General features: G+C 72.8%; 14 protein-coding genes. 6 read left to right on the top strand and 8 right to left on the bottom strand.

Features of this window, described 5'->3' with window-relative positions; translation table 11 throughout:
• Positions 1-24 precede the first annotated feature (24 nt).
• From ACIG47_RS03985 to ACIG47_RS03975, 3 genes are read right to left on the bottom strand one after another with little or no spacing between them, the layout of a single operon-like run.
• Entirely contained in the window at positions 25-942 is a 918-nt protein-coding gene (locus ACIG47_RS03985) for a type II secretion system F family protein (protein WP_397429707.1), read from the bottom strand.
• On the bottom strand, positions 939-1,796 hold the full coding sequence (locus ACIG47_RS03980; protein ID WP_397429706.1) for a type II secretion system F family protein: 858 nt from the start codon (positions 1,794-1,796) through the stop codon (positions 939-941). The genes ACIG47_RS03985 and ACIG47_RS03980 overlap by 4 nt, the downstream gene beginning before the upstream one ends.
• Positions 1,796-3,343 carry a CpaF family protein gene (locus ACIG47_RS03975; RefSeq protein WP_397429705.1) on the bottom strand — a complete coding sequence of 516 codons (1,548 nt, stop codon included), beginning with the start codon at positions 3,341-3,343 and terminating at the stop codon, positions 1,796-1,798. Before ACIG47_RS03975 ends, ACIG47_RS03980 begins: the two co-directional genes overlap by 1 nt.
• A 178-nt stretch (positions 3,344-3,521) precedes the next feature.
• On the opposite strand from ACIG47_RS03975, the gene ACIG47_RS03970 reads away from it, so the two are divergent.
• A complete protein-coding gene (locus tag ACIG47_RS03970) occupies positions 3,522-4,805 on the top strand; it encodes an aminotransferase class I/II-fold pyridoxal phosphate-dependent enzyme (RefSeq protein ID WP_397429704.1) in 1,284 nt (427 codons plus the stop codon).
• 148 nt (positions 4,806-4,953) lie between these two features.
• Here the strand turns inward: ACIG47_RS03970 and ACIG47_RS03965 are convergent, their stop codons facing one another.
• Positions 4,954-5,577: a LysE/ArgO family amino acid transporter gene (locus tag ACIG47_RS03965; RefSeq protein WP_397429703.1), complete on the bottom strand. Its 624-nt coding sequence runs from the start codon at positions 5,575-5,577 to the stop codon at positions 4,954-4,956.
• 91 nt (positions 5,578-5,668) lie between these two features.
• Between ACIG47_RS03965 and ACIG47_RS03960 the strand changes: the two genes are divergently transcribed.
• Both ACIG47_RS03960 and ACIG47_RS03955 read left to right on the top strand, forming a co-directional pair.
• Positions 5,669-6,577, top strand: a complete 909-nt coding sequence (locus ACIG47_RS03960) for a LysR family transcriptional regulator ArgP (RefSeq protein WP_397429702.1) — start codon at positions 5,669-5,671, stop codon at positions 6,575-6,577.
• Positions 6,578-6,674: 97 nt separating this feature from the next.
• Complete coding sequence (locus ACIG47_RS03955; RefSeq protein ID WP_397429701.1) at positions 6,675-7,280, top strand: LysE/ArgO family amino acid transporter; 606 nt, start codon at positions 6,675-6,677, stop codon at positions 7,278-7,280.
• Between the two features lie 4 nt (positions 7,281-7,284).
• Here ACIG47_RS03955 and ACIG47_RS03950 read toward each other — a convergent pair whose 3' ends face one another.
• The 4 genes from ACIG47_RS03950 to ACIG47_RS03935 form a co-directional block, all read right to left on the bottom strand.
• Positions 7,285-8,691, bottom strand: a complete 1,407-nt coding sequence (locus ACIG47_RS03950) for an LCP family protein (RefSeq protein WP_397429700.1) — start codon at positions 8,689-8,691, stop codon at positions 7,285-7,287.
• Between the two features lie 117 nt (positions 8,692-8,808).
• On the bottom strand, positions 8,809-10,029 hold the full coding sequence (locus ACIG47_RS03945; protein ID WP_397429699.1) for an LCP family protein: 1,221 nt from the start codon (positions 10,027-10,029) through the stop codon (positions 8,809-8,811).
• Positions 10,030-10,081: 52 nt separating this feature from the next.
• Positions 10,082-12,322: an esterase-like activity of phytase family protein gene (locus ACIG47_RS03940; protein WP_397429698.1), complete on the bottom strand. Its 2,241-nt coding sequence runs from the start codon at positions 12,320-12,322 to the stop codon at positions 10,082-10,084.
• Positions 12,323-12,386: 64 nt separating this feature from the next.
• Positions 12,387-13,643: a multidrug effflux MFS transporter gene (locus ACIG47_RS03935; RefSeq protein ID WP_397416747.1), complete on the bottom strand. Its 1,257-nt coding sequence runs from the start codon at positions 13,641-13,643 to the stop codon at positions 12,387-12,389.
• A gap of 135 nt (positions 13,644-13,778) precedes the next feature.
• On the opposite strand from ACIG47_RS03935, the gene ACIG47_RS03930 reads away from it, so the two are divergent.
• Genes ACIG47_RS03930 through ACIG47_RS03920 form a run of 3 tightly spaced genes read left to right on the top strand, consistent with a single transcriptional unit; the run spans position 13,779 to position 15,412 of the window.
• Positions 13,779-14,534: an SOS response-associated peptidase gene (locus ACIG47_RS03930; protein ID WP_397416744.1), complete on the top strand. Its 756-nt coding sequence runs from the start codon at positions 13,779-13,781 to the stop codon at positions 14,532-14,534.
• 39 nt (positions 14,535-14,573) lie between these two features.
• A complete protein-coding gene (locus ACIG47_RS03925) occupies positions 14,574-15,068 on the top strand; it encodes a DUF1016 N-terminal domain-containing protein (RefSeq protein WP_397429697.1) in 495 nt (164 codons plus the stop codon).
• Positions 14,990-15,412 carry a PDDEXK nuclease domain-containing protein gene (locus ACIG47_RS03920; RefSeq protein ID WP_397429696.1) on the top strand — a complete coding sequence of 141 codons (423 nt, stop codon included), beginning with the start codon at positions 14,990-14,992 and terminating at the stop codon, positions 15,410-15,412. The genes ACIG47_RS03925 and ACIG47_RS03920 overlap by 79 nt, the downstream gene beginning before the upstream one ends.
• Positions 15,413-15,430 lie beyond the last annotated feature (18 nt).

Here is a 15,430-nt window from a genome sequence, read left to right as displayed (position 1 = left end):
CGGCCGACCCGTCCCCGGGTCGGGTCAGAGCCCGATCCGCAGGGTGGCCAGGCTGGGGAACACTGCGAAGACGACGGTCACGGGCAGGCACAGGAAGACGACCGGGACCATCATCAAGATCTCCTTGCGGCCGCCCGCCTCCAGGAGTGCACGGCGTCCGGCTTCGCGGACGTCGCCTGCCTGGGCACGGAGGACCGCGGCGAGCGGCGTGCCGCGCTCCAGGGCCACGACGATGCCCTCGGCGAACCGCGTGAGCGGCGGCAGTCCCGTCCGGTCAGCGAGCGCGGTGAGCGCCGCCGACACGGCCGCACCCGCACGCACCTCGGCGACCAGGCGCCGGATCTCGGCGGCGAGCTCGCCGCGGGCGGTGGACGCGACACGTTCCAGCGCGGCGTGCGGGCTCTCCCCCGCTGCCACGGCCAGGGCCAGGAGCTCGGCGACGGTCGGCAGCTCGGCGAGGAGCCGCTCCTCGCGCCGGCGGACCCGGACCGTGAGCGCCTGGTCGCAGGCCACGTACCCGCAGGCACCGGCGACGGCGACGAGGGCGACCAGGGGAACGACGGCGGCACCGCGTGTCGCGGCGAGCAGGAGCGCGAGGCCGAGCCCCGCAGCGAGTCCCGTCACGGTCCAGACCACCTGCCGCGCCCGGAAGTGGTCGACGGTCTCGGCGGACCCGGCCCGGTCGAGCCTGCGCCGGAGCTCGTGCCGGGGCGAGCCGAACCGTTCGAGGCGCGCGCCGACGTCGTGCAGGCCGAGCAGACGGACCACCGCCGAGGTGCGGCCGGACTCGCGCAGGAGCGTCGAGGTGGCGTCCCGCGGGCGCAGGTAGGGGGCGAGCCGCTCGTCGAGCGTGACGGCTCGGGCCCGCAGCCGGGCGAGGACGATCAGCAGACCGAGTCCGACGCCGAGGCCCGCGAGCGCACCGGCGGCCCAGCCGGTCACCGCAGCACCCGGCGCTCGGCGGGCAGGCGGCCGATCCGCAGCATCACCCGGTAGGCGACCAGGGCGCACAGCCCGCCGGTGACCAGCACCGCGATGCCGGCGGGCGAGTCGAAGGCGGCCGCCGTCCCGGGCCGGGTGGACAGGAGCGCGAGCACCACCCAGGGTCCGGCGACGGCGATCCGAGCGCCGTTGACGGTCCAGCTCTGCCGGGCCTCCAGCTCGCCGCGCGTGGCGGCGTCCTCGCGGAGGAATCCGCTCAGGGTGCGCAGGAGCCTGCCCAGGTCCTGGCCGCCCACGTCCCGGGTGAGGCGTAGCGCCTCGATGATGCGGTCGGCCACGGGGTCGGCGAGGCGGTCCTTGAGCGCGTCGAGGGCGTCGCCGAACCGGCCGCCGGTCCGGTAGTCGTGGGCGAAGCGGGTGAACGGCTCGCGCAGCTCGGCCGGACCGCGCTGCCCGAGCTGCGCCACGGCCTCGGGCAGCGACAGCCCGGCGCGCACCCCGGACGCGAGATGGTCCACCACCTCGGGCCACACCTCCCGCAGCGCCCGACGGCGCCCGCGGGCGCGGGCCCGCACCAGCGCCACGGGCCCGGGTGCCGCGAGCAGCGCGAAGCACGCCGCGATGGCGGGCGAGCGCGTGACGGCCAGCCCCAGCAGCAGGGTCACGACCCCGAGCACCACGCAGGACCACACGAGCATCGCGGGCGTCACCGACGGGGCGCCGGCCTGGGTCAGCAGGTCGCGGGTGCGCGCCTGCCAGGTAACGCGCCCGGGTGGTCGCGGTGTCGGTGTCCAGAAGGACCACCAGACGCAGAACGCCCCGGCCCCCAGGAGCAGGCCCACCACGACGCCCATCAGCGAGCGGCCCAGGGGCCGGCGCCGGTACGCGGGGTGATGCCCGCCCAGGGGCCGGCGGAGGTCCCGATGCCCGCGGCGGCTGCGGGGCCCACGGCAGACACGGGGTTCGCTGCAGCCCGGTCGGCGGAGCCGCCGGCCATGCCGGCAGCGGCGCCGTCACCGGTGGCGACCACCGACGTCGGGGCGGCGACAGCACGACCAGGCCGTGCGCCGGCCAGCCACTCCCCGCCTGTCCGCGGGGTCCGATCGGGGCCGCCGTCCGCGGCGCCCACGCCCGGCCACGACGTGCCCGCCCCGGGACCCCGGCCCGCGAGCAGTGACCGCACGTCGAACCCGGCGCGCTCGAACCGGTCCTCGCCGGGCGGCATCCCGTCGCCGCGCCGCAGCTCGCCCTCCGGCGACCGGTCGAAGAGCCCCGCCATCTCGATGCGCCCTTCCTCGACGCGGCCCGTCACGGCGACGATCTCGCGCACCTGGCGCCGCACCACGCCGTCCGCGGCGCGGCTGAGGCCGAGGTGCACCACGAGGTCGACGGCGGAGGCGACGGTCGGCACCACGAACCGGTCCGACACGTTCTCGCCCGCCAGCAGCGGCAGCGTCGTCATCTTCGCCACCGCCTCGCGCGCCGTGTTGGCGTGCAGCGTGCACATGCCGGGCACGCCGCTGTTCAGGGCGATGAGCAGGTCGAACGCCTCCGCCTCGCGGACCTCGCCGATGACCATCCGGTCCGGGCGCATCCGCAGCGCCTCCTTGACCAGGCGTCGCAGGGGCACCTCGCCCGTGCCCTCCAGGCCGGCGGGGCGGGTCTGGAGCGCCACGTGGTCACGGACCGGGAGCCGCAGCTCCCAGACCTCCTCCGCGGAGATCACGCGCTCGGTGCCCGGGATCGACCCCGCCAGAGCGTTCAGCATGGTGGTCTTCCCGGCCTGCGTCTGGCCCGACACGAGCACGTTCAGTCCGGCCCGCACCGCCGCGTCGAGGAAAGCCGCGGCGTGCGCGGTCAGCGACCCGAGCCGCACCATGTCCGCCAGCGAGCGCGCCCGCACGACGTGCTTGCGGATGTTCACCGCCATCTCGCCGCCGGTCATCTCCGGGATCACCACGTGCAGCCGCTCCCCGCCGGGCAGCCGGGCGTCGACGAACGGGCTCGACAGGTCGAGCCGGCGCCCGGACGTCTTGAGCATCCGCTCCACCAGGTCGCGCACCTGCTCGGCGGTCAGGACGGTGCTGGTCAGCTCCGGGACACCACGCCGCGCGACGTACACGTGGGTCGGGGCGTTGAGCCAGATCTCCTCGATCTCCGGGTCGTCGAGGTAGGGCTGCAACGGGCCGAAGCCGCCGACGGCGTCACTCACCACACGGGCCGCGGCCTCCGGGTCCGCCAACGGCGGTACGGCCCCCGCGCTCGCCCGGGTCGCGTAGTCACCCACCGCGTCGGTGACGAGGCTCGACAAGCCCGCCCGGTCACCGATCGGGTCCAACCCCCTGCGCCGCACCAGCTCGCGCACCTCGCTCTCGAGGATGCGCGCCCCCTCTTCGCCCATGGCCGACAACGCTAGAGCCAAATGTTCACCTTCGCAGGGCACCCTGTGGATAACTTTCCCCAGAAGGGGGAGTTATCCACCACATCCACAGACTTGTCCACAAAAACGCAGGTCAGCCGGGTTGTCCGGGATGCCGTAGATGAACGCCGGGTTGATCGGTGGTGGCTATCGTCGTCCCATGAGCACCCTCCATTCACCGGGCCGATCAGCAGACCGATCACCGGACCGGGGCCAGGACCGGGGCCGGGACCGCTGGCAGGACACCGCGAGCGCCGCCGGCCTGCTGGCCGACGACGGCGGCGTCGCCGTCACGATCTTCGCCGAGATGTCGGCGCTGGCCGTGCGTACCGGTGCGATCAACCTCGGGCAGGGGTTCCCCGACGTCGACGGCCCCGGGTACGTCAAGGAGGCGGCGATCGCGGCGATCCAGGAGGGCCGCAACCAGTACGCGCCGGGCGACGGCGTGCCCGAGCTGCGCCGGGCGGTGGCCGAGCACCAGAAGCGGCACTACGGGCTCGACGTCGACCCGGACACCGAGGTGCTGGTGACCACCGGCGCCACGGAGGCCCTGACGGCCTCGATCCTCGCGCTCACGCGCGCGGGGGACGAGGTGCTGACGCTGGAGCCGTTCTACGACTCGCACGCGGCGGCGATCGGCATGTCGGGTGCCACGCACGTCACCGCGCCGCTGGTCCCCGGGCCGGACGGCTTCCGCCTCGACGTGGACGCGCTGCGGGCCGCGGCGTCCCCGAGGCTGCGGATGATCGTGCTGAACTCGCCGCACAACCCGACAGGGGCCGTGCTGACGCGGGACGAGCTGGCCGCCGTCGCCGCCGTGGCCCGGGAGCGGGACGCGATCGTGGTGACCGACGAGGTGTACGAGCACCTCACGTTCGGCGCCGAGCACGTCCCGATGGCCACCCTCCCCGGGATGGCCGGGCGGACGCTGACGATCTCCTCCTCGGGCAAGACGTTCTCGTTCACCGGCTGGAAGATCGGCTGGGTGCACGGGCCGGCCCACCTGATCACCGCGGTGCGGACGGTCAAGCAGTTCCTGACGTACACGTCCGGCGCGCCGTTCCAGCCCGCCGTCGCCCGCGCCCTGGACGACGACGACACCCCGCGCGAGCTGGCCGCCTCCCTCGCCGACCGCCGGGACCTGCTCTGCGCCGGCCTGGAGGCCGCCGGGTTCACCGTCACGCGCCCCGAGGGCACGTACTTCGTCATGGCGGACGCCGCCGGGCTGCTCCCCCGGCTCGGTCTGCGCGACGGCGTGGACCTGTGCCGCCGGCTGCCCGAGCTCGCCGGCGTGGTGGCCATCCCGGCGACGGCGTTCTGCCACGCGGGCTCCCCGACGGCGCAGGCCCTGGCGTCCCACGTGAGATTCACCTTCGTCAAGCAGGAAGCGGTCCTCCGTGAGGCCGCGACGCGCCTGACCGGCCTGTCCCTGCCCGGCGCGTGACCCGGCCGGACCGGGCCGGACGTGGCCCGGCGCCGGCCGGACCAGCCCCGTCAGGCCGTCCCCGTCAGGCCGTCCCCGTCAGGCCGTCCCCGTCAGACCCTCCACGTCAGACCCTCCACGTCAGACCCTCCACGTCAGGCCCTCCACGTCAGGCCGTGCCCACGACCAGCGACACCGCCACGGCCAGCATGATCAGCGCGATCACGCCGTCCAGCACGCGCCACGCTCCCGGCCTGCGCAGCACGGGCGCGAGCAGGCGGGCGCCGTAGCCGAGCGCCGTGAACCAGGCGACGCTGGACACCATCGCGCCCGCGGTGAACCACCACCGGTCGTCGCCGTACGACGCCGCCACCGACCCCTGCAGCACCACCGTGTCGAGGTACACGTGCGGGTTCAGCCAGGTCAGCGCGAGCGTCGTGAGCACCACCGGCCTGAGGCGCCGGCCCGGGCTGTCGCCCAGGGCGCCGTCCTCGGCGGCGGCGAGCGTCGTGTCGCCCTTGATCGCCCGGCGGGCCGCCAGGGCGCCGTAGCCGAGCACGACGGCGGCGCCCAGCCAGCTCAGCACCACCACGGCGTCGGGCCACCGCTCGACGAGCGGCCCGAACCCGGCTCCCCCGGCGGCGTACAGGACCGCGTCGGAGGCCGCGCAGATCGCCGCCACGACCCCCACGTGCTCGCGGCGCAGCCCCTGGCGCAGCACGAAGGCGTTCTGGGCACCGATGGCGACGATGAGCGAGAGTCCGAACCCGAGTCCGGCGAGCAGGGGAAGCATGCCGACCACGCTAGGCAGGGCCCGCCGCTGAAGACCAGTTCATGTTTCTGCAGCAGCCTGAGCAGAACTGAAGGTGGGTGACACTGGGGGCATGCGATGGGACTCCCGCCAGCTCGAGGCGCTGGCCGCCGTGGTCGCCGAGGGCTCGTTCGACGCCGCGGCCCGCGCGCTGCACGTCACGCCGTCCGCCGTCAGCCAGCGCATCCGCGCCCTGGAGAACGCGGCGGGCAGCGTGCTGGTGCGGCGCGCCCGGCCCGTGGTGGCCACGGCGTCCGGACAGGCGCTCCTGCGGCTCGCGCGACAGACCGAGCTGCTGGGCGCGGAGGTGGCCGCGGAGCTGGGCGCCGACGACGAGACCCCGGTCCACGACGGCGCGTTCGTCACGGTGCCCCTGGCGGTCAGCGCCGACTCGCTGGCCACGTGGGTGCTGCCCGCGCTGGCTCAGGTCGACGGCGTCACCTTCGACCTGCACCGCGCCGACGACAGCCGCACCGCCGACCTGCTCCGCGAGGGCGTGGTGATGGCGGCCGTCACCTCGCAGACCGCCCAGGTGCAGGGCTGCCGCAGCACACCGCTGGGCGTCATGCGCTACCGCCCGGCGTGCACGCGTGCGTTCGCACGCCGCTGGTTCCCCCACGGCCCGACGCCGGAGGCCCTCGACGCCGCGCCGGTCGTGGTCTTCGACCGGACCGACGACCTGCAGGACACCTACCTGCGCGCCACGGCGCCGTCGGCCCGGCCGCCGCGCCACCACGTGCCCAGCACCGTCGAGTACGAGGAGACCATCCGCCTCGGTCTGGGCTGGGGCATGCTGCTGGACCGCCCGGTCCTCGGCGGGCTCCCCGACGACGGCAGCGACGGCGGCATCACGCCCCTGGAGCCCGACGCCGTGCTCGACATCACGCTGCACCTGCAGCAGTGGAAGCTGCGTTCGACGGTGCTCGACCGGGTGACCGCCGCGCTGCGAAAAGAAGCAACCCGAGAACTACTCCCTGCGTGAAATATGGACGTACCCCCATCATTAACCCCGATTCAGTCGTTGCGCACTTCCGAATCATGAACCGGACATCCGCTGTCCGACTTCCTACGGTTCAGGCATGCTTTCCGCGCTTGCCGGCATGGCCTTCGGCCTGTCGCTCATCGTCGCAGTGGGTGCGCAGAACATCTTCGTCCTCCGCCAGGGACTGCGCCGGGAGCACGTGGGGCTGGTCGCCGGCATCTGCGCCGTGAGCGACTTCGTGCTCATCTCGGCCGGGGTCGGCGGCCTGGGCACGCTGATCCAGAGCGCGCCCCTCGTCGTCGAGGTCGCGCGGTGGGCAGGCGCCGTCGTCGTGCTGGTCTACGGCGCCATGGCGGGCCACCGCGCGATCAAGGGCCAGCGCGTGGTGATGGGCCGGCACAGCGCCACGAACCGCACCGTCGGCGCCGCGGCCGCGACCACGCTGGCGCTGACCTGGCTCAACCCGCACGTGTACCTCGACACCGTGGTGCTCGTGGGCGGGCTCGCCGCCACGCACGGCGACGACCGCTGGTGGTTCGGCCTCGGCGCCTGCGTCGCGAGCACCCTGTGGTTCGTCGCGCTCGGCTACGGGGCGCGGTACCTCGCCCCGCTCCTGGAGAAGCCGGGCGCATGGCGCGTGCTGGACAGCGTCGTGGCGGTCACGATGGTGCTGGTGGCGGCGTCGCTGATCCTCGGCGCCTGATCGGTCAGGCGCAGACGCCGTCCAGCAGGACCTCCGGGCTCGGGCTGGGCTTCGGCGTCGCCGGCTGCTCCGTGCCGGTGCCCGCCCCGGCGTGGTCGGCCCCGGCGGTCTCGCCGGTGTCGGTGGACTCGACCGGTTCGTCTGCCTCCGGCTCCGCCCCGGCGTCGCCCTCCTCGGCCCCGGCGTCACCACCGGCCTGCGCACCCGCGTCCGCCCCGGCCCCGCCGCTCGCGCTGGGCGCCGCGGACGGTTCGGCGTCGGGCAGCACGACCTGCTCCGGGGGCTGGTCGGCGGCCATGCGCGCGAAGATCTCCGCGGCCTCCGGGGACCAGCCCAGCCCGCCGACTCCGCCCTCCTCCGTGTCGTACACGGGGACCTTCGTCATGATGATGTTGCGCTTCTCGATCTCCCGCAGCGACCACGCGAGGCCCGCGACCTTGCCGGGGTCGGCGATGTCGGGGTCGGCGCTCAGCGAGCCGAGCGCCGCGTTGATCAGGCGGAAGGTCTTCGTCGGGTCGGCGAGCGTCTCGGCCGACAGGATCTGCCGCAGCGTCGCGTTGATGAACGACTGCTGCCGCTCGATGCGCGTCAGGTCGCTGCCGAGTTCAAGGCCCATGCCGGTGCCCTTGCGCACCCGGAGGAACTGGATGGCCGTCTTGCCGTCGAGCCGGTTCTCCCCCGCGGGCAGGTCGATGCGCGCCGACCGGGGGTCGCCGTGCAGCGCCTCGGGCAGGCACATCTTCACGCCGCCGATGGCGTCGACCACGTCGATCACGCCGTTCATCTTGACCACCGCGTGGTTGGTCACGGTGACGCCGGTGATCGCGTTGACGGTGTTGATGGTGCACGCCGCGGCGTGCTTGAGCGACGTGTCGCCGCTGCCCACCTCGAACGACGCGTTGAACTTGTCCCGGTAGGGCTGGGTCTGGCTGCCGTCGGGCAGCTGGCAGGACGGGATGTCCACGAACGTGTCGCGCGGCAGCGACACGATCTCGATCCACTCCCGGTCCGCCGAGATGTGCACGAGCATCGTCGTGTCGGAGCGCATGCCGCTGACGGTGCCGCCGATGTCGGCGTTGGACCCGTCACGGATGTCGGTGCCCATGAGGAGCAGGTTGACCGGGGTGCCCTTGAACGGGTCGGACGGGTCCTTGGGCTTGACCTGTTCCGCCACGAGGCCGTCCAGGTCCTGGACCTCGATCTGGGAGATGGCGTTGTGGTACGCCGTCGCGACCGCCGCCGAGCCGAAGGCCATCACGCCGACGACGCTCATCGTGACGCTGCGGAACACGAGCGTCTTGCGCCAGCTCCGCACGTGACGGGGCTGCCGTTCGCCCCGTCGAGCATGCCGCGGAACCCCCCGCAGCACCTCGCCGACAGGTCGGACCGCCGTCCAGAAGTCACTCGCCACGCACCGGAGACTAGAGCCTCGGTGCAACAATCGTGTAAATAAGTCCTGCCGCTCCCAGGTGTCGTCCAGGCGATGCCCGGGGACACGGGGCCTCAGGTTCGTCCCTGCTGCCGGCCGTCAGCTCGCGCAGACGCCCGGCAGCAGGGACGGCGACGGCGACGCGGAGGGCGTGCGCGACGGCGTCGGCTCGCCGGTTCCCGGACCGCCGTCCGGACCCGCACCGTCGGAGGGTTCGCTCCCGGCCCCGCGCGCGGACGGCGACGGCGACGGCGTCTCGTGTCCCGGCGGCGGGTCGTCCGCGGCGATGCGTTCCCAGATCGCCGCCGCGTCCTGCGTCCAGACCACCCGGTTGGCATCGCTCGGTGCGGCCACGACGGGCAGCTCGGTGAACACGATCCGGGCCGGCTCGATGTCGCGGATGCTGAAGGCCAGGCCGGCGAGCGCCGCGGGGTCCGCCAGCCCGGGGTCGGCGGAGACGGCGCCGAGGATCGCCTCGATGGTGCGGTACAGCCGCGGCGAGTCGGTCACGACGTTCTGCGCCAGCACCTGGCGCACCAGCGCGTCGACAAACGCCTGCTGGCGCTCGATCCGCGTGAGGTCGCTGCCCTGCTCCAGCCCGAGGCCCTCGCCGTGGCGGGCCCTGAGGTACCCGATGGCCTGGCGCCCGTCGAGGGTCTGCTCACCGGCGGGCAGCTCGAACCGGCCGTACGCCGGGTCCTGGACGAGCGGCTCGGGCAGGCACATGCGCACCCCGCCGAGCGCGTCGACGACGTCGACCACGCCGTCCATCTGGACCACCATGTGGTTGGTGACCGGCACGCCCGTCAGGGTCTGCACCGTGGAGATGGTGCAGGCGGCAGCGTAGGTGAGGTCCTCGGTGGCGCCGCCACCGATCGTGAAGGCGCTGTTGAACATGCCGTAGCCGGCGCCGGACTCGGTGCCGTCGGGCAGGGCGCAGGAGGGGATGTCGACCAGCGAGTCGCGCGGGATGGAGACCACCTCGATGCGGGACCGGTCGCCCGACACGTGCACGAGCATGGTGGTGTCCGACCGCATACCGCCGTCACCCTCGCCCGCGATCTCCGTGTTCTCGCCGCCGCGCAGGTCGGTGCCCATGACCAGGATGTTGAGGCTGCGTCCGGTGAACGGGTCGTCGGGGTCCGCCGACGGCGTGGGGCCCTTGACCAGACCGGAGACGTCGCTGACGCCGATCTGCTGCTTGAAGTCGAGGTAGGCGGCGGCTCCGCCGGCGACCACGAACGCGAGCGCACCGACGACGACGAGCGCCGCGGCACGCGCGACGCGATGACTGCGCTGGTGACGGAGGTGCCGGGGCACATGCGGAGCATAGGCACGTACCCCGGCACGGGGCCTGTTAAGTCACCGGGGATCACCTGACGGCGGCGGCACCCAGGTCCGGGTTGTCCGAGAAGAACCCGTCGAGTCCGGCGTCCATGAAGACGCGGATCTCGCCCACGAGGTCGCCGATCCCGTTCGGGTCGGACGACGAGCGGAACTCCGCCGGCAGGAACTGGTTCTCGCGCCGGAACGTCCATGTGTGCACGTCGAGACCCGCCCGGTGCGCGTCGCGGATGACGCTGGTCGGCTCGGCCAGGGTGCCGTCGGCGGCGCGCGGGATCAGCACGTTCTTCTCCGCCCCGATGCCGTCCGCGTAGCGGGCGACCTCGCGCAGGCCCTGACGCGTGACCAGGTCCGCATAGGTGCGCGGGTCGCCGTCGGCCACGAAGTCGTAGGGCGCGCCGCTGCTGCTCACGAGCTGGCCGAGGCGGACGTCGGTCAGGTCGTCGAGCTCCTGGAGGTTGCCGACCTCGAAGGACTGCACGATCACCGGGGCGTCCGCGCGGTCGAAGCCGTTGCGGCGCAGCTCGCGCACCAGCGGCTCCTCCAGGGACAGGCCCACCGAGTCGAAGTAGGTCGGGTGCTTGGTCTCCGGGTAGACGCCCACGGGCGCGCCGTCGCAGGTGCGGCTGTTGCGGGCCAGGTCGAGCACCTCGTCGAGGGTCGGGACGAGGTACAGGCCGTCGAACGCCGTGTTCTGCGGCCTGGCCTGGGGCAGGCGCTCCTTGGCGCGCAGGGTGCGCAGCTCGGCGAGCGTGAAGTCCTCGGTGAACCAGCCGGTGACCGCGGTGCCGTCGATGGTCTTGGTGGTGCGGCGGCCGGCGAACTCGGGGTGCGCGGCGACGTCGGTCGTGCCGCTGATCTCGTTCTCGTGCCGGGCGACCAGCACGCCGTCCTTCGTGGAGACGACGTCGGGCTCGATGTAGTCCGCGCACTGGTTGATGGCCGTCTCGTAGGCGGCCAGCGTGTGCTCCGGCCGGTACCCGGACGCCCCGCGGTGCCCGACGACGGTCACGCCGTCGTCGGTCGCGCGCTTCTTCCGGAGGTCCACCAGGGCCATCTCGGTGTCGTCCGGGGTGCCGGTGACGCGCGCGTCGTTGCCCGGGTAGTTGTTGTCGTTGCCGATCAGCAGCGTGTCCTGGTCGACGAACAGCACGGTCTCGAAGGACTGCACCGGCAGGCTGAAGGTGTCGCCGAGACCGTAGCCCTCCCCGGCGTCGATGCCGCGGGGGTTGTCCATGCGCAGGGCGTCGACGACGAGCTCCTTGCGCACGTACCCGTCGCGGTCCCGCTCGCTCAGGTCGATCTCGTAGACCCGCTTGGTGACCGCCTGGTCACCCTCGAAGTCGTCGCGCTCGATGAGCAGCATCGAGTCGCGGCCCGTGGCGAAGGCGTCGCCGATGACGTTCGCGACCTGGTCGGTCTGGTACGCCCAGCGCTTGCCCGTGTACTCGCCCTTGCGCGTGTCGAACTGGTAGATCCAGCGGCGGCGCGGGTCGGCGTCGTCGGCCAGGGCGCCCTCCACCACCGGGTAGAGGTAGCGGCCGATGCCCGCCATGGCCTCGAAGCCACGGCTGCTGCCGACGTTGGGCTGCTCGCCGGGCTCCAGGTACGGGTTGCCGGGCGACCTGCCGTCGGGGAACTCGTACGGGGCCTCCAGCAGCGTGCCGTCGGCGTCGAAGTGCAGCAGGAACGGGCCGAACTCCTCGCCCACCCAGAAGGTGCCGTCGGCGGCGCGCACGAGGGACTCGATGTCGAAGTCGGCACCCGTGAGAAGCCGGTCGGTGGTGCCCTCGTGGACGATCTCGAAGTCGAGCACGTGGTTGCGGTCGTTGTACTGGACGTGGTCCAGCACCTCGATCGAGCCGTCGCCCGAGCCGCGGCGGTTGGTGTCCCAGTGCGGGCGCACGAGGTAGCTGCGGAGCAGGAAGTCCGCGGAGTTGCCCTTGGCGCCGAAGCCGTTGTCGGGCTGGGCCCAGAAGGTGCCGTCCTCGTTGTCGACCATGGCCGAGAAGCCGGGGACCACCTGACCGTCCCAGGGACCCTGGCGCCCGTTGGCGGGGCTGGCGGCGGCGCCCGAGGGCGGGCCGTCGGCCAGGAAGTCGGCGGACAGCGTGGCCCGGCCCGCGAGGCTCGCGGCCAGGTAGGTGCCGCCGTGCTGCTCGGGACCGGGCCGCGGGCCGGCGACGGCGACGGCCGCCGGAAGCAGCATCGACGCGGCCGCGGCGGCGGCCACCGCGCGCGTGACGCGGGTACGCAGGGGTGTGCTCATGCCGGTGAGCCAAGTGGTAGCACCGGAAGTCCCGGTGAATCCGGTGCTACCGCCAGGTGAACTCTCAGACCGGCATGTGCCAGCCGCCGCGCCGGAAGGCCGGCGTCGCCACGGCCAGGACGCCGATCGCGAGGGTCACCGCCGCGAGCATCACCAGGGCCATCGCCGTGGCGTCCCCGCCGAGGAACCCGCCGAGCGAGCTCACCGTGCCCGCGACCAGCGACTGGATGGCGCCGATCATCGCCGCCGCGGTGCCGGCGATCTCGCCGTGCCGCGACAGCGCCATGGCGGACGCGTTCGCCGGGACCAGGCCCTGGAACGCGAGCACGCACCACAGCGCCACCAGCAGGCCGATCAGTCCGCCAGCGCCGGTCAGCACGACGACCAGGAGCACGACCACGAGCACCGCCTGGGCGACCACGCCGAACCGGAGCAGGCGCACCGGTGCGACCTTGCGCACCAGAGCCGCGTTGACCTGCGCGGACAGCACCAGACCCACGCCGTTGACGGCGAACAGCAGCGCGAACTGGCCCTCGCTGAGCCCGAACTCCTGCTGGAAGATGATGGGCGAGGCCACCACGTAGCTCATCAGCACGCCGAACCCGAGGCCGGGGATCACGGCCAGGGCCAGGAAGTGCCTGTCCCGCAGGAGCCGCCCGTAGCCGCCCGCGACGGAGCGGACGCCGCCCGTCAGCCGCCGGCGCGGCGGATGCGTCTCGGGCATCTTCAGGAGCACCACGAGGACGAGCGCGGCACCCATCGCGGCGAGCACCACGAACACCCAGCGCCAGGTGCCGTGCGCCAGCACGAAGGACCCGAGCGTGGGCGCGAACATGGGCGCCACGCCGATCACGAGCATGAGCCGCGACAGGATCCGGGCGGCCTCCGCGCCCACGAACCGGTCCCGCACCACGGCCACGGAGGCCACACCGGCGGCCGCGTTGAAGAACCCCTGCGCGAGCCGCAGGCCGATCAGCAGCGGCATGCTGGTCACGACGGCGCACAGCAGCGAGATGACGACGTGCAGCGCGAGGCCCACCAGGAGCGGGGCGCGGCGCCCGAACCGGTCGGACAGCGGCCCGATGACGAGCTGCCCGACGCCGCCGCCGATCAGCATGCACGACACGGTGAGCTGGGCCAGCGCCTCGGTCGAACCGAGGTCCACGGCCACCTGCGGCAGGGCGGGCAGGTACATGTCGACGGTGAAGGCGGGCAGGGCGGAGAGCGCCCCGAGCATGAGGACCCACTTGACGGTCGACCGGGACGACGGCCCGCGTGCGGGCACGGCTGGGGAGACGCCCGACGGCGCGGTGGATGGCATGGGTCCGATGCTATCGAATCGATACGACAGTGAGAAGGGCAATCTCGCCGGAAGCATGCTCAGGGCACGTGATCTCGGTCTCCGGGGGTGCGCCGGCGGCCCGCGGGTGTCAGTGGCTCGGGGCATGCTGGTCCCATGTGCGGACGCTTCGCCTCCTTCACCCAGAGCCAGGACCTCGCCGACGAGCTCGCCATCGCCGAGCTGGCCGACGACGCCCGGCTCCTGCCGCCGTCGTGGAACGTGGCGCCCACCGACCCGGCGCGCATCGTCGTGGAACGTGCGGCCCGCGACTCGGCCCAGGTCACCCGGTCGATGCGCGTGGCACGCTGGGGGCTCGTGCCGTCCTGGGCCAAGGACCCGGGCGTGGGCGCCCGCATGATCAACGCCCGTTCCGAGACGCTGCTCGACAAGCCGGCCTTCGCCAAGCCGTTCAAGGCGCGGCGCTGCCTCGTGCTGGCCGACGGGTACTACGAGTGGCGCAAGCTCGGCCTGCCCGCCGCCGGGTCGAAGAAGGTGCCGAAGCAGCCGTACTGGATCCACCCGGCCGGTCCCGGGGTCGCGGCGTTCGCGGGTCTGTACGAGTTCTGGCGCAACCCGGCCGCGAGCGAGACCGATCCGGACCGCTGGCTGGTCTCGACCACGGTGGTGACCCGGCCGGCGTCCGAGGCGATGTCCGCGATCCACGACCGCATGCCGCTCGTGCTCCCGCCGAACGCCTGGGACGAGTGGCTGGACCCGTCCGTCGGCGACGCGTCAGACCTGCTGGGCATCGACGGCACGGCACTCACGACACGCCCGGTCAGGGACGCCGTGGGGTCGGTGCAGAACGACGGGCCGGAGCTGATCGAGCCGGATCCTGAACCGCGGGACCCGGAGCCGGTACTGCTTTGATCACAAGCCGGGGCCGATCGTTGCGAATATGCAACTCGAATGGCGGATGACACCGTTCCTCTACAGGCTGGTCCGGTGACCGTCTCCACGACCACGGACAGTCGGGAACCCGACGGCTACGACGTGTTCATCACAGACCTGAAGCACCGAGTGCGCTCCACGCAGTTTCGGATGGTGCGCGCTGCCAACACGGAACTGCTCCGCCTCTTCTGGAACGTGGGGAACGAGATCCTCACCCGGCAGCGCGACCAAGGCTGGGGTGCCAAGGTAGTGGACCGGATCTCCGCGGACCTGCGGCGCGAGTTCCCAGGCCAACGCGGCTGGTCCCGTCGGAATCTGCTGTACATGCGCAAGGTCGCCGAGGTCTGGCCCACCGAATCCGAATTTGTGCACCAGCCTGGTGCACAATTGCCCTGGCGCCACGTCAGGACACCCTGCTGGAGCTGGGCCGTGACATGGCGTTCGTCGGTCGGCAGTATCGGATCCAAGTCGGCGGCGACGAGTTCTTCGTCGATCTGCTCTTCTTTCACGTGACCCAGTTGCGCTACGTCGTCGTCGAGCTGAAGGTTGGCAAGTTTCAGCCCGCTCACATCGGACAGATCGGTACCTACGTCGCCATGGTCGACGGCGAGGTCCGCGTCCCCACCCTGCACGCCAAGACTGTAGGGATCCTGCTGTGCACGGAACGGAACGACGCGACGCTCGACTACGCCCTCGCGAGCACCGCCTCACCGGTCGCCGTGGCGCTGTATGAGGGTCTGACACGCGAGGAGCGGGCAGCCCTTCCTAGTCCCGAGGAGCTCCAGGCGGTCATCGAGAGCGAGATGCAGGCACAGAAGCCGACTCGGCCCGCCGCCCCTCAACGGGCCACGACCTGATACGTCCGAGCAGGCAGG

Source organism: Promicromonospora sp. NPDC052451 (assembly GCF_044547525.1).
GTDB lineage: Bacteria > Actinomycetota > Actinomycetes > Actinomycetales > Cellulomonadaceae > Promicromonospora.
This window is presented reverse-complemented; position numbering and strand designations above follow the sequence as displayed.